Origin of the sequence: Flavobacterium sp. JLP, assembly GCF_015350755.1 — a bacterium.
Lineage (GTDB): Bacteria > Bacteroidota > Bacteroidia > Flavobacteriales > Flavobacteriaceae > Flavobacterium.
Map to the genome: position 1 here is coordinate 34747 of NZ_JADKPS010000002.1, position 18828 is coordinate 53574.

The window sequence follows — 18828 nt, forward strand, 5'->3', positions numbered from 1 at the left end:
CATATAAATAAATTAAGACATGAAATTAACTTATATCCTTTTTGCTGTTTTATTATTGTGGTCTTGTAATAAAAAAACTGAGTCTGCCTCTGAAGAAATTATTCCTAAAGATACTGTAATTGCTCCGACCACTAAAACGCAAGAATCAATAGAAGGCATTTATAAAACATATTCTGATTCTAACAATTCAGAAGAATGCGGAATTTCTCTTGAAATAAATAAAACAAAAGACGGTTACAGCTATTTTTTAAAAACAAAAACCAGACAGTTAAAAGGAAAAGCAAATTTTACTAAAAGTGAATCTGGTGAAAAATATTTAGTTTTAGAAGGTATAAAATGGGATGAATACGAAGGAGATATCAGCCATGAAGAAGATTCTTTATCAGAATCTGAACCAAAAGAATTAGAGATTCCTGTTGGCATTGACGCAAGTTATGTTAAAGATACACTTACGATTCAGAATTATGGCAATGCTATGAATTCGTATACAAAGCTTTCTGAATGTGGAAGTAAGTACATTCAACTTATAAAGAAAGGAAAATCAAATAAATAAAATTACTTCGACTGTTCGTTAAAACTCGAGTCCAAAAATCCAATTACTCATCGCATTGCCTTAATAATTAACTTTAAAACTTACTATTATGATCGCAAGAATATGGCATGGAAAAACAAGAATTGAAGATTCTGAAGCTTATACCGCTTTTACAAGAAAGACTGCAATTCCGGATTACTCAAAAACAGACGGTTTTATAAAATTATCTTTTTTAAGAAACATCAAAAACGGCGAAGCCCATTTTACACTGATCACATATTGGGAAAACCTGGAAGTTATTAAAAACTTTGCTGGAGAAGATTTTGAAAAAGCAAAATATTATCCTGAAGACAATGATTTTCTTTTGGAGTTTGAAGAAAAAGTAGCGCATTTTGAGGTTTTTGCTTGAAACATTTATGAAGCAACCTCCCAATATTTGTCATTTCGATCCCGAGGCTTCGGGATCGAAATGACACAAAAGCCAGCTCTCTTCAAAAACAAAAATTTCCAAACCTCAACAAAATTGGAATTTGGAATTTTTAAAATATTGGAATTTAAATAATCTACCCTTTTATTTGCTTCAAAGAAGTCTTAATTCCTTTAATTAAAGAGGAACTAAAACCATTATGTTCCATCTCGTTCAAACCAACGATTGTACAGCCCTGTGGTGTTGTTACACGGTCAATTAATTGTTCTGGATGTACTTTTTCTTCTAAAAGCATTTTTGCTGCACCTTTTACAGTTTGAGCAGCAATTGCCAATGCCGTTTGAGAATCAAAACCAATTTCGATTCCGGCCTGCATAGACGCGCGAATGTATCTTAAAGCATACGCCGTTCCGCATGCGCCTAAAACCGTTGCCGCATCCATTAACTTTTCGTCAATAACGGGAGCGGTTCCTAAATCCTGAAATAAATCAACAATTGGCATAGCTTTTTCTCTATCTTTTTCAGGGAAGGAAATACAAGTCGCTGATTCGCCAAACTGCGCCGCAATATTCGGCATAATCCTGATTACCGGATATTCGTTATTTGTTTTAGACTGAAGTGCATCAAGAGACAATCCGCTAACTGCTGAAGCTATTGTTTTGCCTTTAATTACTGGCAAAATTTCAGCAAAAACAGTATCGACTTGATACGGTTTTATAGTTAAAATTACCACATCAGCTTCTTGAATGTTATGTTTATTATCTGAAGAAACCGTGACTCCGTATTCTGATAAATATTGAATACTCTCAATATTTCTTCTTGTAACTGTAACTTGGTTGTTTTTAGAGAATTTAGCAATTCCCAAGGCAATAGAAACCCCAAGATTTCCTCCTCCTATTATGTGTACTTTCATTCTTCTTGGTTTTAATTTGTTTGACGCTAGTTAACAGTCTATTTTCCGCCTACAAATTACATAGATTTTAGAGATCTTAAATCACTGAAATTTATTAATTTGTGGCAAAAATTTAAAATCCAAGAATCATTTTGGCAACTCCAAAATAGAGCATAATTCCGAAAACGTCATTGGTTGTTGTGATAAACGGACCCGTAGCAATTGCAGGGTCAATTTTATTTTTATGAAGAAAAAGAGGCACAAGAGTTCCTAAAGTTGCAGCGAATAAAATTACTACAATCATCGAAATTGAAATTGCCATACCCACTAAATATTGCTGGTACATAACAGAATGGTAGCCTAACAGCAATAAGGAAATAATCGTTCCTGAAATCATAGAAACGCTGATTTCTTTACTAAAATAGCTACGGCTAAATTCTTTCAAAGTTCCGTTAGCCAAACCTTGCACCACGATAGCAGATGCTTGAACACCTATATTTCCTGCAGTTGCCGAAAGCAAAGGCACAAAAATAATTAAGGTTGAATATTTTTGAAATGTAGCTTCGTTACCTTTTAAAACAAAAGATGCTACAATTTCAATAACCATTCCGATTAAAAGCCAAGGCAAACGCGCTTTTGTGAGTTCCAAAACGCTGTCATTTGATTCTACGTCTTGTGTAATACCCGCCGCCAACTGGTAATCCTTATCGGCTTCGTCCTTGATTACGTCTACGATATCATCGATAGTAATTCTTCCCACCAGACGACCTAATTCATCTACAACTGGAATAGCCTCTAAATCGTATTTCTGCATAATACGTGCTACCTCAACATCTTCGGTATCTACGTTTACAAAATTTAACTTTCGAATATAAATATCTCCAATTTGTGTTTTGGTTGATGTCGTCAACAAATCTTTTAATGATAATCTTCCTTTAAGGCGGTTTTCATCATCAACAACATATATCGAATGAACGCGCGAAACATTTTCTGCCTGAATACGCATTTCTTTCACACAAGTTAGTACATTCCAATTTTCATTGACTTTTACTAACTCTTTACCCATTAAACCACCTGCAGAATTTTCGTCGTAACGCAATAAGTCTACAATATCTTTTGCGTGTTCAACGTCAATCATTTCAGAGATTACCTCTGCTTTTATTTCCTGCGAAAGTTCAGCGATAATATCCGCCGCATCATTCGTTTCAAGCTCATCAAGCTCTTCTGCAATTTCTTTAGGCGAAAGTCGGCTTAAGATGTTTTCACGCAAATCATCTTCTAATTCAAGAAGAATCTCTGCAGTTTTATCACTATCTAAAACCTTAAAAATATAGGTCGCTTCGTCGAAATCCAGTTCATCCAGGATTTCGGCGATATCAGCATGGTGCAGATCATTAAGCAAAACTTCAAGTTCTTTGTCGTTTTTGTTAACAATATGCTCTTCTAATTGGTGGATTAATTCTTTACTAACTTTGAACTCCATCGGCTTCTATTTTTTGAGTCAGTTCAATAAATTCTTCTACACTAAGTTGCTCGGGACGTTTATCAAAGATAGTGTCTAATCGCAAATTATCAGTTAAATTTAATGTTTTCAAACTGTTACGTAATGTTTTTCGTCTTTGCTGAAAAGCAGTTTTCACTACCGTAAAGAACAACTTTTCGCCACATGGAAGACTATAATCTTCCTTTCGGGTCATTTTCATCACACCCGATTTCACCTTGGGCGGAGGAATAAAAACATTTTCGTCGACAGTAAATAAATACTCTGTGTCATAGAAAGCCTGAGCTAAAACAGATAAAATTCCGTAAGCCTTTGAGCCTTTTTTCTCGCAGATTCGTTCAGCAACTTCTTTCTGGAACATCCCAGAAAATTCTGGAATCTGATGTTTGAATTCTAAAGTCCTAAAAACAATCTGTGTTGAAATATTATAAGGAAAATTACCGATTATTGCGAATTGTTTGTTTTCGTAAACCTCGTTAATATTGTATTTCAGGAAATCCTGAGAGATAATTTTATCTTTTAATTTTGGATAATTTTCACCCAAATACACTACAGATTCTCCGTCTATCTCAATCACGTGTGTATTAATTGGCTTATCAAGCAAATACTTAGTCAACACACCCATCCCTGGTCCTATTTCTAAAACCTCATTGTATCCTTTTAAGCTCAAAGTATCTGCAATTGCTTTTGCAATACTTTCGTCTTTTAGGAAGTGTTGTCCTAAATGTTTTTTGGCTTTTACTTTTTCCATTTTCTTTTTTAGATTGCAGATTTTTAGACTTCTTAGATTGTTAGATTTTTAGTAAGTTTAAAATCTGAAGTCTAATGATCTAAATCTCTTTTAATGTTCCGAAATAACTTCTAACTCCGTTCTGAAAGAAAGCATTTTATCAGCAAATAACCCTAAAGCTTCTCTATGAAATGCTGGTTCATCTTCGATATAAAACTTCTCTAAAGTTTCTTTGCTGTCGGTAATGTATTGAACTGAATAGGTAATTCCACCCATTTCCTCTTCAATTAAAACTCTGACAATTCGGGCAGAAGAAAATTTCTGCGTAGCTAGAATTTCGGGTATATGTTTTTCCTGCATCCACTTTAACCATTGGTCATGAACGCTTTCATGTATATTTGTGGTAACGTTGTAAATAATCATTTTCTTTTAGATTGTTAGATTTCTTAGATCTTTAGACTACTTAGATTTCAGAAAGTCTAAAGATTTAAGAATCTATTTTATAAATTCTTGTCTCCTCTTAACTCGCGGTATTTTTTTCTGGCATCAACAAAGTAAATACTGTCTTGATGATTAAAAATTACCTTTTCATATAAAGGCTTTGCCTTTTCTGTATCGTGCAATTCGTCATTGTAAATTTCTGCCGAAAAAAACAGCGCTTCATCCATATAAATTCCGTCACTATGATTGTCAATGATTTGCTGGTATTGGCTTAGAGCCGAATTATAATCTTTTAGACTTTCATAGATTTTACCTAAACGCAACATTGTTACAGCTTCAATTTCTTGGCCTTTAAAGGCTTTTAAAATATTCTGAAACTGGGCAATAGCTTCTGGTTTTTTATTCTGATAAATTAAAAAATCGCCCTTTGCAAATTGCTTTAATGCTGTTTGCGTCGAATCAGCTACGGTATTGTCGTTTATCAATAAAAAATATTCCAGCGCATCATTTGCAATCAATTGCGTATTGGCCGACTTCAATTCTTTAAATTGTTTTAAAGCCCATTCAAAATCAGTTTTAAAATAACTTGTTTTCGCCGCTTTTAAACTCGCTTCGTGCGACATGACATCATTCTTTAAATCCAATTGAATTTGAGAATAATAAATTAATGCCTGATTGAATTTCTCCTGCAAAAGCAAGATATCTCCCAACTCCATTTTAGCATCTGCCTCTTGATAATCATTCAAATTGAGTTCTAAAGCTCGTTTGACAATCGTTATTCCTTCTTCAGGCTTTTTTAAATTAAAAGCGACAAAATGCGCCTGAAGTAATTGCAAAGATAAGGTAAAAGGAGTTATATCGTAGGTTGCCAGCAATTGTTGTAGCTCAGTATTGATAATTGGATAATCTTTATCCTGTGCCTTATCAATTTTAATTTCCATTAGATAATAATTCGTCTGAATCAATAAATCTAAGTCTTTGGTATTAAGAAGGATAAAATTCAGAATTTCAGATGCTGTTTCTGTGTCATCTTCATTCAATGCAAATTGACTCAGATTAACAATACTCGAAAGTGACTCTGGATCTCGCTTATAAATTGCTTTTTCTTGAATAAATGCTTTTCCAAATTCTTTTTGCTGTACATAAAACCAACTCAAATAATGATTCCAGAATACATCCTGATCTTTCTGCGTTTTCAGGATTAATGCTTTTCGCATTGCATCTTTAAAAGCAGTATTATCGGTTTCACCGTTCATAAAACGCGATAACTGTGTCTGAATCAAATTGGCATTTTGCGGGTTCTGAAACGATTCTGTCAGCAAAAGATCAATCATTTGATCTGTTTTCCCTAACTGTCCGTACAACATTCCGATTTGGAAATTGAAATTGTAATTCGGCTGAACTTGCATTGCGGTCTGATAAGCTTTTAAAGCATATTCCAACAACACTTTTTTCTCAAAAGAATTTCCAATTCCGTAAACATCATTTGGATTCGTTTTTATTTTTTCTATTGCCTGATCGTAGTAGTTTTTAGCTTTAGCTTCGTTTTTCTGCAATTGAAAATTATAACCCAATTCCACTAAAAAAACACCTTGCTTGTATTTGTTATAACGATCTTGAATCGATTTTTCGGCCAAAGCAAACTGCTGCAGCTGCTGATAACAATCGATCGTTTTTAAAAAATATTGAGTATTCGACGGCACATTACGCAAAAGCTCTTCATAACTTATTTTAGCTTTTTCGAAATCACCTTTATCGTAGTAATATTGAGCAAGTTGCTCATTTTGAGACATTGCAAAAGTTGACCACAACAAAACGATATAGATAAAGATGTTTTTCATATTTCAGTTTTTTAAGTCGCAGTTGAAGTCACAGTGTTCAGTTTTCAGTGGCAGTTTACAGTTACAGTTGAAACTGTAAACTGAAAAACTGCCACTGTAACCTTTTTTAATTTATAATATCAAATCCGCAGTAAGGGCGTAAAACTTCTGGAATTACGATTCCTTCCGGTGTTTGGTAATTTTCTAAAATTCCGGCCAAAACTCTTGGCAAAGCCAATGAACTTCCGTTCAAAGTATGCGCTAATTGATTTTTTCCGTCTTTGTCTTTAAAACGTAACTTCAAGCGGTTAGCCTGAAAAGTTTCGAAGTTAGAAACTGAACTAATTTCTAACCAGCGATCCTGCGCTGTAGAAAACACTTCAAAATCATAAGTCAAAGCAGATGTGAAACCCATATCGCCACCACATAAACGTAAAACACGGTATGGCAATTTTAATTCCTTTAAAATATCTTTTACGTGTTCTACCATTCCGTCAAGTGCTTCATAAGACTTATCAGGATGTTCGATACGTACGATTTCTACTTTATCAAATTGGTGCAAACGGTTTAATCCGCGTACATGCGCTCCATAAGAACCTGCTTCACGACGGAAACACGGTGTGTAAGCCGTGTGTAAAACTGGCAATTCGCTTTCACTTAAAAGTACATCGCGGAATAAATTGGTAACCGGAACTTCAGCAGTCGGAATCAAATATAAATCATCAATTGTTGAATGATACATTTGTCCTTCTTTATCTGGCAATTGTCCTGTTCCGTATCCTGAAGCTTCATTTACCAAATGAGGCACTTGCACTTCGTTGTATCCAGCTGCAGTATTTTTATCTAAAAAATAATTGATTAGGGCACGCTGTAGACGAGCACCTTTTCCTTTATAAACTGGAAAACCTGCACCTGTAATTTTTACACCTAATTCGAAATCGATGATATCGTATTTTTTTACCAATTCCCAGTGAGGCTGAGCACCTTCGTGCAAAACCGGAATATCTCCTTCTTGAAAAACATTCAAATTGTCATCTGGTGTTTTTCCTTCAGGAACAATATCAGCCGGAAGATTTGGCAAAGTGTATAATTTATTGGTCAATTCAGTTGCTAGAGCTTCTGCTTTTTCGCTTAATTCTTTGCTTTTTTCTTTTAATGAAACGGTTTTTTCTTTTAAAATTGCGGCTTTAGATTTCTCTCCCGCTTTCATTAATTCGCCTATATCTTTGGACAATTTATTAGATTCTGATAAAGTATTATCTAACTCAACTTGTGCAGCACGACGATTTTCGTCTAATTGCACTACCTCTTCTACAACACTTTTAGCATCGATATTTCGTTTTGCTAAAGCCTTGATTACTTTCTCTTGATTCTCTCTAATAAATGCGATTTGTAACATAGCTTGGTTTTTATAACTAGTATTTTTATATAAAGGAAGCAAATTTAAGGAAATGTTTGCTAAGAATAAGACAAAGTTTGTGCGGAAAAAGTTATTTCACAGCGTTGGACTGCGATAAAACATCTATTAGCAAAATTTTTTCAAAATTAAACATTATAATTCTTAGTGAATCTTAGTGAATTTGCGTAATTTTCTTTTCCAAAGAATTTTAAAACAAAGTAAAGCAAATTGTTATTTGTCAGAGATGCACTAAAATTACACAGAGATACACAAAGCTTTTTAAAATTTCTTCGTGAAACTTTGCGACTCTTTGTGTATCTCTGCGAAATTATCCTATAAAAAAAACGGAAACAACTTTTAAAAAGCCATTTCCGTTTTTATGCTGCCTCTCAAAAATTGAAATTTAGCAATAAGATCAATATTATCTCGTATAAACCGTGATTGCACCGTTTGCATCTTTTACTTTCAATTCTGAAAGCGTAAGATTTACGATATCTTGAGTTTTACTTACACCATTTATAACCGTAGTTAAATTATTGTGTGATCTTGAATAAATTCCTGATTGTGTTGTTATTGCACAAGCACTAATTGTTGAATCATAATCTCCAACAATTACAGTGTTATCTAATTTAAGTTCCAAGTAATCTTTTTCACATCCACTTTGATTTTGTGGAGCATCAATTAAAGTTTCAGTACCACCTGTAGAAGTACCAACTTTACTTAATTTCCATTTTCCTTCTAATGGTACTAATGTTTCTCCTTCATTGTCATCGCTGCTGCAAGAGGTTGTAAATAAGCCAACGCTTAAGATAAGGGCGAGTAATAAGCTTCTGATTTTCATGTCTGATTTGTTTAAAATTAATAGTGCTAAATTAATTTTAAAGCTGTGGGAAATGTTACACAAATTTCTTGATCATTTACATAATTATTAGAAAATCGTAAGTAAATTCATAAAATTATCCAAAGAACTGTAAGCTTTACGTAAAGATCCGCAAAAGCTGTTTAAAAATTGGTTAATGTTTACTTACGTTCAATAAGCAATTCCTTCAATTCATTTGTTTTTAAAAATGAAGCCAAACGACCAGACAGAAGCAACATTTCTCTTTCTTCAGGAGCTATTCTCAATTTTGTCTGAACGTGAGATGAAAATTCATATAATATAAGAATCTCGCTAGCGGTTAATGATGTGAATTTTTCTTTATTTAAAGTAGCCAAAATCACTTCTCCGTCTTTGTCTTTAGTAAAGCTGAGTTCACCAAATCTTTCGATTAATTCTTTTCTAAAATTAGTGTAGAACTTTAGCCAATTCGAATAATCATCATCAGTGTTTTTTAATTCGGCTACCAGAGCTTCGTATTTTTCATCTTTTTTAAGTTTTAATAAATGATCGCGAAGTGTTGTAAAACCAATTACCTGATAATTAGAAGTCGGGATCTTATAACGTTCCATTAAATTCTCAACATCACGATCAAAAGTCATGTATCGGGTTTGAACGGTATATAAAGAAGCCGTTTCAAACAACGAAATCAGCTTAATTTTCTCATCACTTATATAAGGTTCTTTTTTTCCTTGTCCCAAGCAATCAATAAAAAGCGCTCTTTTGTTTTTGCTATCTACTTTAGTATCATTATAAAGAAGTTCTAAAAGCGTTTTATAGCCCGTATTATCTGAAGCTCCTCCATCAATAATGCATAATATTTTGTTTTGGTTTTTTACTCCAAATTTTACTTTTGGCAGCACACCCGGAAAAGCAGAACTTGCTGTGATTGCATACGTAACCGGAAAATCATAACCATCATTTATAAGATTATGATCAAGCGGAATCGAAGCTTTATTGGGAGCCAAAGACGTATTTAAACTTAAACCGCGAATAATATGCGGCATAAACGGAACTCGTTCTCCGTTATTATAAGCCGTTCCGTTTGCGACTAACATTGGAAGGTCAGGATTCTTTTTGCTTTCTTTCGGAATAAAAAAATCAGACATCAGCATTTGGGTTCCAAATTTATTTGGGTTTTCAGGATTTGAGCTGTCATATTGCAAAATCTCCGAGTCTAATCGCTGCGTCATGGATATTTTATCGCCTTTTTCGTTTCGGCTATTGTTTAGAAGAGATAAGATTGTAGCCGATTTATCTACATAATCTTTATACGCATCGGCCTTGGAGAAATAAAACTCATTGAAGGTACAATTGTCGTAATTGAGTTTGTTTTTCAGAATCGTTAAATAATATGCTGCTGAATAACAGCCTCCAGAAACGGTAGAAAAATAATCGATTTCGTTTAAAAAGTTGCGCTGTAAATTGTTTTCCTGAATTTCTTCTAAGCCTAAAAGAACGCCCATACTAAAAAACTGTGCACGCGACCCGCCTCCTGAAATACCGATTCCTAAAGCAATATTTGGATTCTGAAACCTGATATTTCGCTCCTGAACCGATTTATAATCGTTTAATGATACGGCAGGAATTGAACTATAGTTGATCTCTGAAAAAAGATTGATTTTGTTTTGCGAAACTAGAACTTGGCAAAACAAAAAAAGAATCACTTTAAAACAGTTGCATTTCATTTCAGAATCATTAAAATTTCTTAATTCAAAATATATTTAAGCTTATGCGAAGTTACAAGAAACTAAAATGGGTTTTAAAAATTAATTGCAATTACAACTTTTAATTAACTGTGACACTTTTTGTTGGCGACGAAGTACAGGTTTGTTTATCTTTTTTTATTGTCACATCTGCCTTTACTGCAAATGTTCCTCCGGTGGCGTAAGTATGTGAAACGGTTTTTCCAGAAACGGTTTGAGTTGTACCATCGCCAAACGTCCATTTTACTGATGTCAGCGCATAAGTACCCGTATATTCTATTTCGTAATTGATGATTTTTGTATTTGTTGCGTCTGCTGTATGCTTTAATTTAATAAATGTAGATTCTGCTACACAATCGATTCCTCTTTCAATATCAGACTTGCTGCAAGAAAAACTCAGTACTAAAACTGTGATGACAAATAAGTTGATAGCTTTAATTTTCATGATCCCGATTTATTAGTTAGTACTATGAATGTGTCTAGCAAAAATAACGATTTTTAAAATTAACACACTCAAAAACAAGCATTTATTCCACATTAAACAATCTCAAAATATACGAAAGCTCATAAACGATAAAAGCAATCGCCAAATAGCGATGAAAAACTTTATTGTGCACTTTTATCGCCAAAAGGCAAAGTATAATGTGACTTATAATTCGAATGTAATATTCGGTTTGATTGTATAAAAAATAATCACCTCCTTTTATTGCGGTATCAATTAAGTCCGCGCCAAAACTTATCGCAAGAATACCAAAAAACCAATTTTTCCGTGAATAGAAATAATCTTCGTAACCGGTATAATCAACTAAATCATCTGGATACAGAATGGCACACATTAAATAGAAAATCAGAATATAACAGATAATAAAGAAATAATCGGCAAAATACCATTCCTGAATTAACTTCAAGTTAAACTCCCACCACCAAAAATGAATAATCAGCAAAAAAACATAAAACACCCAAAGCGAGTGCACAAAATAAATTTTCTTCCGACCCGGATGCTGAATAAATAGTACCGAACCTTTAATAAGATGCGTTAAACTTAAACCCAGAATTATACCGATAATCGATTTGACGTGCGTTAGTTCTTCCATAAATAAAAATTTATTTTATAGAACTAAAATTAAGCCAATTAATTAAAAAACAAGTCTTTATGTCGAACTATTTGACCGCAAATAGCGCTAAGGTCACGCAAAGACTCGCAAAGATTTTTATTCTTTTGCTGCCGCCCGATCATGAGAAGCCCGCAAAACCTTTGAACCTTTCCCTCTCTGACCCTTTGTGACTCACATTAAGCTCTTTTAATCTCATGCCCAACAAATTCTTCCAACGCAGCAAACATATCATCTACAGAAAGCACTTCGAAATCGGGGTGATTTTTAAGGAAATTGGCATTTAGGGTCACCAAGTTTTCTTCTAATTCATAAAAAGTATCGTTATTCAAAGAGTCGCGAACCGGATTTACACCTTCAAATTTACCGCTTACAAATTTATTCAGCTTTACGCTGCTCATCAGTTTTACTTTTTTGCTTTGCTGCTGAAACAACTCCAAGTGTTTCTCGGCGCCAATCAAAGCTAAACCTTCTTCCAGCAGTTCGTTTAGTTCTTTGTTCCAACCTGATTTATAGACAAACTGCGCAAAATTTCCTTCAGTATATTGCGACCAATAATAATCGAGATAATAACTCAATAAAGCATCTTCGTGAATAAATTCGTCATCGACGCCTTCTTCGCGCATTAAATTGATTACCGAAATATTTGAGTGAATAATATCATGCAGATTTTCACTATTCATCGCCGTTTCAGAAACTATTATTCTACCAAATTCCTCCATTTTGTTTGTTTTTTGAGATTGTTTTGCAAATTTCAGTTAAATAAAAACAGAATCAAATTCCGTCACTATCCTTTTTTTCATTCATCTTTGCGACCAAGGCTTTCAAACGCAATGCCTGCTCTTTTTTTTCCTCACGAAGCTTAGCCTTTTTCCGATTTAGCAATTTGGTATGCAAAGCCTTATTTTTGGTATTTTTTTCGGGTCCTTTTGCCATGATTTCCTCTTAGTTTGTTTTGCAAATTTCGGCGAAATAATGATACATTAAAAATATTTTTTGGGCGTTTCCCTCTGGGCCGGGCTATTCGCTTCAAGTCCTCGCACTTCCTTCGTCAGGCTGTGGGCTTTCCACTGCTATCCCTAACGCACTCGTTTTCAAAAGAAGATTTGATTTTGTGAGATTTTTAGAAGTTAAAAAAGATTATTTTAGCGTTATTTAATAAATAAACTTACATATGATCAAAAAGAATTTCCTTTCTGTAATAATAGTAATAATATTTTTAAGCTGTCAAAGAACAGAATTACCTGCACCTTAACAAATTAACGAAATTGAATTTATTTATTTAAATAGTAGACGAATTCCTTACAGTGAGCTGAAGGTAAATATTAGAAGAATGCCCACCAAAGATAGTGCAATGGTATTTGTAGAAAGCAGACCCGCAAATAATGATCCTAAATGGAACTATAGAAAAATAGAAAAATTTATAACTATTGATCTTAAAACTTTTCAAAGACTTACTGATGAAGCTATTTCTTTAGACAAAATAAACATTGAAAAAGCCTATTTGGATGGGTTTGATGGAAGCACTTGGGAAATTCAATTTGGTTCAAAAGGAAAAAATAAAGGTTATCGTTTTTGGGCACCTAAATTAGATACACAAAAAAGAGGTTTGTCTGAATTTGTGAACCTTTGTGAACAAATCGTACACGTTTCAGATTTAAAAAAAGAAGAAATTCTTGAAAATTAATTGCTCAACAATTGGCATGGCTTAAAAAAGAGATCAATAATTCAAAAAGTACAAATATAAACGGCAAAAGATAGTGATAATTCAACGATAATAAACAAACCTGATAATTTTATGGGCACTGATTGCAAATCCGCGCTATCAAAATGTTAAATCTAAAGCAAAAAACCAATGAGCCTCCCAAAAAATGAACCCAACCTTCTTCCCAACCCAAGAAAAATTCAGAATATGGCTAGAAAAGCATCACCAAAAAGAAACCGAACTTTTAGTAGGTTTTTATAAAGTGAACAGCAAAAAGCCATCAATGTCCTGGCCAGAATCTGTAGATCAGGCGCTTTGTTTTGGCTGGATCGACAGTATTCGAAGATCTATCGACGAAGAAAGTTATTCGATCCGATTTACACCGAGAAAAAAGTCCAGCATTTGGAGTGCTATCAACATTAAAAAAATAGAGGAACTCACAAAAGCCGGATTGATGAACGAAGCCGGCATAAAAGCTTTCGAATTAAGATCGGAAACGAAATCCAGAATTTATTCGCACGAAAAAGAACCTTCCATTCTTGATGCAGAATTCGAGAAACAATTTAAAGAAAATAAAAAAGCTTGGGAATACTTTAAGAACCAAGCGCCATCCTACAAAAAAGTTATGATTCACTGGATTATGACGGCGAAACAAGAAAAAACCAGAATTTCACGTCTCGAAAAAACAATAAGTATAAGTGCTGAGCAAAAACGAATGTTGTAAGTTTTGATTTAAATTGAGAATAAACAGTAACTTTATTCCGTTAAAAAGCTAAAAGAAGAACAATGACAGAAAGAACAGCCTTACAATATTACGTTTTAGATGTATTTTCAAATGAAAGTTACAAAGGAAATCCGTTGTCTGTCGTTTTTACTGATGGCAATTTAGAATTAGAAACCTATCAAAATATTGCGAAGGAATTTGGTTATTCTGAAACTTCATTTGTTTACTATTCAAAAGAACAAAAAGCACTAAATGTTCGATCGTTCACGCCAATTGGATTTGAAATAGACGGTGCTGGACATAATTTATTAGGTGCAGTCTGTGGCGCTTTGTTAAAAAAAATGCCCATTTTTGATGAGCAGGACGAAAACAATCGTTTTGTGATTATGAAACATTCACCAATTCCGTTGACGGTAAGTTTTGATACTGTTACGCAATATCCGATTGTGCAAATGCATCAAAAACAAGCGGTTATCAAACAGCAAATACCAACTTACAAAATAGCAATTGCGCTGGGTTTTAAAATTGAAGATCTCGAAATCGATATGCTTGTGCCAACAGTTGTTCAGACGGAAGTAGCGCATACTATGGTTCCAGTTCGAAGCAGTCAATTATTAAATGATTGTGTTCCGGACAGCAAACTTTTGATTGAAATTTCGAAAGAATATCAATTTGAAGGGTTTTATTGTTTCTCTATTTCTAATGAAAATCAAAATCATATAGTTGAAGCCCGATTTTTTAATCCAATAATCGGAATTGAAGAAGATCCTGCAACAGGAACTGCTGCTGGGCCTTTAATTGGCTTTTTAACCAAAAACAGATACACGCAATTAAATAAAGAATATAAAATTCTGCAAGGCGTAAAACTCAACCAGGCATCGCTTATAGAAGTAATGTGCAGGCAAAATGATGTTTTAGTTGGCGGTTCTTCTATTATTACAATGCGAGGTGAACTTTATATATAAAAAAAGCTGCATTAAGTGCAGCTTTTTTTATATATAATATTTTAGTTTTTAATCCCTTGTTTAATTGGTTTTGGTGGCTCTTGTTGAGGCGGAATTCGTTTCTTTAAAAACAAAATCTGACCTAAATGACTCGATTGATGCTCCATTACGTGAAACCAGCAATATTGATTGGTCATGTCGTATTTTAACTGAACTTCGGCAAACCAAGCATCGTCCCTTTTCTTTAATTCTTCAATAGTTTTTGCACGAACTTGATTATAAATGTCCAAATAATATTGAATATCGTGACCTTTAAATTCGTCGCGTCCGCCTTGATCTAAATTTAAAGCGTTGTTCCAAATTTTCTTTTCTTCTTCATTAAAATCCCTGTTTTCAAAAGTAAAAACCTGATAATATTTTTCGGCTGCAGCCAAATGCATCACCAAAGCTCCAATTCGATTCGCCTCTTCATCATGGAGATAATCGATTTCATACTGACTCATGTTTTTCACCGTTCTTTCAACACGAGATTTAAGATCTTCCAGCATCGAAATCATGTCGGCGATCTTTGGAGAAGCTCCATCAACATTTCCTATTCTAGCTTGTGGTCTTGGTTTAATACCGCTTCCTTCTAATAATAAACTGCTTTTCCCATCAACGCTTGATTTATCAGATGTAATTTTATATTCCTTTACTTTGACAATGGCTTCTTTTGAAGTTCCTAAACTCCATTTCGGAATGTCTCCATTCTTTACAGCAGTTTCAAAACTTGAATTTAAAACAGTTAAAGGTTCAAAAATACCTTTATCATTTTCAATCCATAATTCGAACTTATCAAAATAGAATTTTCCGTTATTGATACAAAGACCTCCAAAACTCAATGATTTACTATTTTTATCTAAAGTTCCTTCAACGGTATAGGAGTTCCAATCTTTAGATTTTACAGGTCTGTCCTGCATATTATCAAAAAAACCTTCTTCATCATTTTTAGTATCAACTCTTGCCCATACTCCAGCCCAAGCTGTTGGCTCTGTAGTTTCGGCTTTAACAGATGCAATTACCTTGAATTTTTTCGTAACAGCAGTCTGAATATCAATTGTCTGATTGAAAGATGTCCAATCACTTGAAATCGTTTTTTGTGTTTGAGCATAACTGGTGCTGAAAAACAAAAATAACAGTGGTATTATTAGTTTTTTCATTTTTGGAAATTAAAGTTGCAGTAAATGTAATATTTGTTTCTTTAAGTAAAAACTTACTTTTATAAAAAATAATGCACAAAAAAACCGCACTCTAATTAGAATGCGGTTTTAAGATATTTTATCTGAAAGAATATTAATTCGTTTTCATAGGAGGCAAATCAAACGCGATAGAATCGTGCTCGAAATTGTTACGGTGTCCGCCATCGCAAAAAGGTTTGTTTGCAGATAATCCGCAACGGCAAAGTCCAAGTGCAGATCTCCCTTGAAGTCCGTAAACCGTTCCTTCAGCGTCCATAATTTCGAAATCGCCTTCTATTTTTATAGATCCGTTTTTATTGATGATTAATTTTGTCTTGCTCATAACTTGTTTTTGTTTTTTTCAGGCAAAGATTGCGAAATATATTTTGAAGATTTTAATGCTAATGCTAGTTTAAACTGGTTCTATTTTATGACGGTTTTCAACAGAGAGGTTCGCAAAGGTTGTCAGATTAAATTTTCTTTGCGAATCTGTGACTTTCCGAGATTAATTCGCATTCTTTACTAAAAACTTGGTGAATCTCTGTGTTTATTCTCCGCGAATCTCGGCGAAAATCTTGGCGAATCTCGGCGAAATAACAAAATCTCAATTCTATTGCTTATTTTTGCACTCAATAAAATTGACTTATGATACAGAATCCAAAGAGATATACTATTACAGCGGCTCTTCCTTACACCAACGGACCTATTCATATTGGGCATTTGGCGGGGGTTTACGTGCCGGCAGATATATATTCGAGATACTTGCGTTTGCAGGGAAAAGATGTTGCATTTATTTGCGGAAGCGATGAACATGGGGTTGCAATTTCTATGAAAGCAAAAAAAGAAGGAATTACACCACAAGAAGTTATTGATAAATATGACGGAATTATCAGAAAATCATTTGCTGATTTCGGGATTTCTTTTGATAATTATTCTAGAACTTCGGCTAAAATTCATCATGATACGGCTCAGGAATTTTTTAGAAAACTGTATGAGAATGGTGATTTTATTGAAGAAATAACAGAGCAATTGTACGATGCAAAAGCAGATCAGTTTTTAGCTGACCGTTTTGTTGTTGGAACTTGTCCTAGATGCGGTAATGAAGGAGCTTACGGCGATCAGTGCGAAAATTGCGGATCGACTTTGAATGCGACGGATTTAATTAATCCAAAATCGACAATTACCGGAGAAACTCCGATCTTGAAATCTACAAAACACTGGTTTTTACCATTAGACAGATATACTGATTTCTTAACAGAATGGATTTTAGTCGGACATAAAAACGACTGGAAACCAAACGTTTACGGACAAGTAAAGTCTTGGGTTGATGGCGGATTGGAACCTCGTGCGGTAACCCGTGACCTTGACTGGGGAATTGATGTTCCGGTTGAAGGTGCCGAAGGAAAAAAATTATATGTTTGGTTTGATGCGCCAATTGGGTACATTTCATCAACAAAAGAATGGGCGCTGCGCGAAGGAAAAGACTGGGAACCATACTGGAAAGATGAAGATACCAAACTGGTTCACTTTATTGGAAAAGACAATATTGTTTTTCACTGTATCATTTTCCCTGCGATGCTTAAAGCCGAAGGAAGCTATATTTTGCCGGACAATGTTCCTGCAAATGAGTTTTTGAATTTGGAAGGAAACAAACTTTCAACTTCTAAAAACTGGGCGGTTTGGCTGCACGAATATTTAGATGAATTTCCGGAGAAACAAGACGTATTGCGTTATGCATTAACTTCTAACGCTCCTGAAACTAAAGATAACGATTTTACGTGGAAAGATTTCCAGGCGAGAAATAACAACGAATTGGTTGCGATTTTTGGAAACTTTATTAATCGTGTTGTGGTTTTAACCAACAAATATTATGACGGTTATATTCCAACTCCGAATGAATTATCAGAAGTTGACGAAAATACTTTAGCAGAATTAAAAGCGTATCCGGCCGTGATTTCAAGTTCGGTTGAGCGTTACAGATTCCGTGAAGCTTTAGGAGAATTGATGAATGTTGCACGATTAGGAAATAAATATCTTGCCGACGAAGAGCCTTGGAAAGTAATGAAAGACAATCCGGAGCGTGTAAAAACACAAATGTATGTGGCATTGCAAATTGCTGCCGCTTTAAGCATTTTAGCTGAACCGTTCCTGCCTTTTACTGCGGCTAAATTGTCAAGAATATTGAAAAATGAAGGCAAATTGAACTGGAATGACGTTGCTGAAAATTCAGAATTAATTCCTGAAGGTCACCAAATTGGCGAAGCAGAATTGCTTTTCGCAAAAATCGAAGACGAAGAAATACAAAAACAAATAGACAAATTGGAAGCTACAAAAACCGCAAACATCGCTGAAAACAAAAAAGCTGAGCCTCAAAAAGATTTGATTCAATATGAGGATTTCGCTAAAATGGATTTACGTGTAGGAACTATTATTGAAGCTGAAAAAATGCCAAAAGCCAACAAACTTTTGGTTTTAAAAATTGATACCGGAATTGACGTTCGTACAATCGTTTCGGGAATTGCCGAAAGCTTTTCACCAGAAGAAATTATTGGTAAACGCGTTACAGTTCTGGCAAATTTAGCACCAAGAGCGTTACGTGGTGTTGAAAGCCAGGGAATGATCTTAATGACAACAAATGCTGAAGGAAAACTAGTTTTTGTAAATCCAGATGCTGATGCACCGAATGGTGAGACGATAAACTAACGTTTTATAAATACTATAAAATTGCGTGAATCGATTGATGACAATCTATTCACGCTTTTTGTTTTTAAAAAATTTCTTACGCCTAATAAAGTTTGGAA

Annotated in this window: 20 protein-coding genes; 6 read left to right on the forward strand and 14 right to left on the reverse strand. The window is 34.2% G+C overall.

The genetic code is table 11. The annotated features are described in order from the left end of the window. Positions 1-19 precede the first annotated feature (19 nt). Entirely contained in the window at positions 20-553 is a 534-nt protein-coding gene (locus tag IRZ83_RS05590) for a hypothetical protein (RefSeq protein WP_194567396.1), read from the forward strand. Between the two features lie 88 nt (positions 554-641). Beyond that, positions 642-941: an antibiotic biosynthesis monooxygenase family protein gene (locus IRZ83_RS05595; protein WP_228515127.1), complete on the forward strand. Its 300-nt coding sequence runs from the start codon at positions 642-644 to the stop codon at positions 939-941. Between the two features lie 154 nt (positions 942-1095). On the opposite strand, the gene proC is transcribed toward IRZ83_RS05595, so the two are convergent. The 12 genes from proC to IRZ83_RS05655 all read right to left on the reverse strand — a co-directional run bounded on the left by proC (position 1096) and on the right by IRZ83_RS05655 (position 12373). Continuing rightward, on the reverse strand, positions 1096-1872 hold the full coding sequence (proC, locus tag IRZ83_RS05600) for a pyrroline-5-carboxylate reductase (RefSeq protein ID WP_194567398.1): 777 nt from the start codon (positions 1870-1872) through the stop codon (positions 1096-1098). A gap of 112 nt (positions 1873-1984) precedes the next feature. Continuing rightward, positions 1985-3334 (reverse strand): magnesium transporter, encoded by a 1350-nt coding sequence (gene mgtE, locus IRZ83_RS05605; RefSeq protein ID WP_029271102.1) that lies wholly within the window; start codon positions 3332-3334, stop codon positions 1985-1987. Continuing rightward, positions 3318-4103, reverse strand: coding sequence for a 16S rRNA (adenine(1518)-N(6)/adenine(1519)-N(6))-dimethyltransferase RsmA (rsmA, locus tag IRZ83_RS05610; RefSeq protein ID WP_194567400.1), 786 nt, complete (start codon positions 4101-4103; stop codon positions 3318-3320). Before rsmA ends, mgtE begins: the two co-directional genes overlap by 17 nt. A gap of 90 nt (positions 4104-4193) precedes the next feature. Continuing rightward, complete coding sequence (locus tag IRZ83_RS05615) at positions 4194-4505, reverse strand: DUF4286 family protein (RefSeq protein WP_029271106.1); 312 nt, start codon at positions 4503-4505, stop codon at positions 4194-4196. 77 nt (positions 4506-4582) lie between these two features. Next, complete coding sequence (locus IRZ83_RS05620) at positions 4583-6364, reverse strand: tetratricopeptide repeat protein (RefSeq protein ID WP_194567402.1); 1782 nt, start codon at positions 6362-6364, stop codon at positions 4583-4585. A gap of 106 nt (positions 6365-6470) precedes the next feature. Continuing rightward, positions 6471-7742 carry a serine--tRNA ligase gene (gene serS, locus IRZ83_RS05625; RefSeq protein ID WP_029271110.1) on the reverse strand — a complete coding sequence of 424 codons (1272 nt, stop codon included), beginning with the start codon at positions 7740-7742 and terminating at the stop codon, positions 6471-6473. Positions 7743-8163: 421 nt separating this feature from the next. Further along, on the reverse strand, positions 8164-8583 hold the full coding sequence (locus IRZ83_RS05630) for a lipocalin family protein (protein ID WP_029271114.1): 420 nt from the start codon (positions 8581-8583) through the stop codon (positions 8164-8166). A 179-nt stretch (positions 8584-8762) separates the two neighbouring features. Beyond that, positions 8763-10307: a patatin-like phospholipase family protein gene (locus IRZ83_RS05635; protein WP_194567404.1), complete on the reverse strand. Its 1545-nt coding sequence runs from the start codon at positions 10305-10307 to the stop codon at positions 8763-8765. A gap of 100 nt (positions 10308-10407) precedes the next feature. Next, the gene (locus tag IRZ83_RS05640) at positions 10408-10770 is read right to left on the reverse strand and encodes a PKD domain-containing protein (protein WP_194567406.1); all 363 of its coding nucleotides are present in this window, start codon (positions 10768-10770) and stop codon (positions 10408-10410) included. Between the two features lie 82 nt (positions 10771-10852). Beyond that, on the reverse strand, positions 10853-11419 hold the full coding sequence (locus IRZ83_RS05645; protein ID WP_194567408.1) for a hypothetical protein: 567 nt from the start codon (positions 11417-11419) through the stop codon (positions 10853-10855). A 197-nt stretch (positions 11420-11616) separates the two neighbouring features. Continuing rightward, positions 11617-12159 carry a DUF4375 domain-containing protein gene (locus tag IRZ83_RS05650; RefSeq protein WP_194567410.1) on the reverse strand — a complete coding sequence of 181 codons (543 nt, stop codon included), beginning with the start codon at positions 12157-12159 and terminating at the stop codon, positions 11617-11619. A 52-nt stretch (positions 12160-12211) separates the two neighbouring features. Further along, the gene (locus IRZ83_RS05655) at positions 12212-12373 is read right to left on the reverse strand and encodes a hypothetical protein (RefSeq protein WP_194567412.1); all 162 of its coding nucleotides are present in this window, start codon (positions 12371-12373) and stop codon (positions 12212-12214) included. A gap of 397 nt (positions 12374-12770) precedes the next feature. On the opposite strand from IRZ83_RS05655, the gene IRZ83_RS05660 reads away from it, so the two are divergent. The 3 genes from IRZ83_RS05660 (at position 12771) to IRZ83_RS05670 (ending at position 14831) form a co-directional block, all read left to right on the forward strand. Next, entirely contained in the window at positions 12771-13124 is a 354-nt protein-coding gene (locus IRZ83_RS05660) for a hypothetical protein (RefSeq protein ID WP_194567414.1), read from the forward strand. Between the two features lie 184 nt (positions 13125-13308). Beyond that, positions 13309-13866, forward strand: a complete 558-nt coding sequence (locus IRZ83_RS05665; RefSeq protein WP_194567416.1) for a YdeI/OmpD-associated family protein — start codon at positions 13309-13311, stop codon at positions 13864-13866. A gap of 62 nt (positions 13867-13928) precedes the next feature. Next, positions 13929-14831, forward strand: coding sequence for a PhzF family phenazine biosynthesis protein (locus IRZ83_RS05670; RefSeq protein ID WP_194567418.1), 903 nt, complete (start codon positions 13929-13931; stop codon positions 14829-14831). Positions 14832-14872: 41 nt separating this feature from the next. Here IRZ83_RS05670 and IRZ83_RS05675 read toward each other — a convergent pair whose 3' ends face one another. Continuing rightward, the gene (locus IRZ83_RS05675; RefSeq protein ID WP_029271131.1) at positions 14873-16009 is read right to left on the reverse strand and encodes a DinB family protein; all 1137 of its coding nucleotides are present in this window, start codon (positions 16007-16009) and stop codon (positions 14873-14875) included. 133 nt (positions 16010-16142) lie between these two features. Then, positions 16143-16370, reverse strand: coding sequence for a CDGSH iron-sulfur domain-containing protein (locus tag IRZ83_RS05680; RefSeq protein WP_115844953.1), 228 nt, complete (start codon positions 16368-16370; stop codon positions 16143-16145). 302 nt (positions 16371-16672) lie between these two features. On the opposite strand from IRZ83_RS05680, the gene metG reads away from it, so the two are divergent. Continuing rightward, on the forward strand, positions 16673-18730 hold the full coding sequence (gene metG, locus IRZ83_RS05685; RefSeq protein WP_194567429.1) for a methionine--tRNA ligase: 2058 nt from the start codon (positions 16673-16675) through the stop codon (positions 18728-18730). Positions 18731-18828 lie beyond the last annotated feature (98 nt).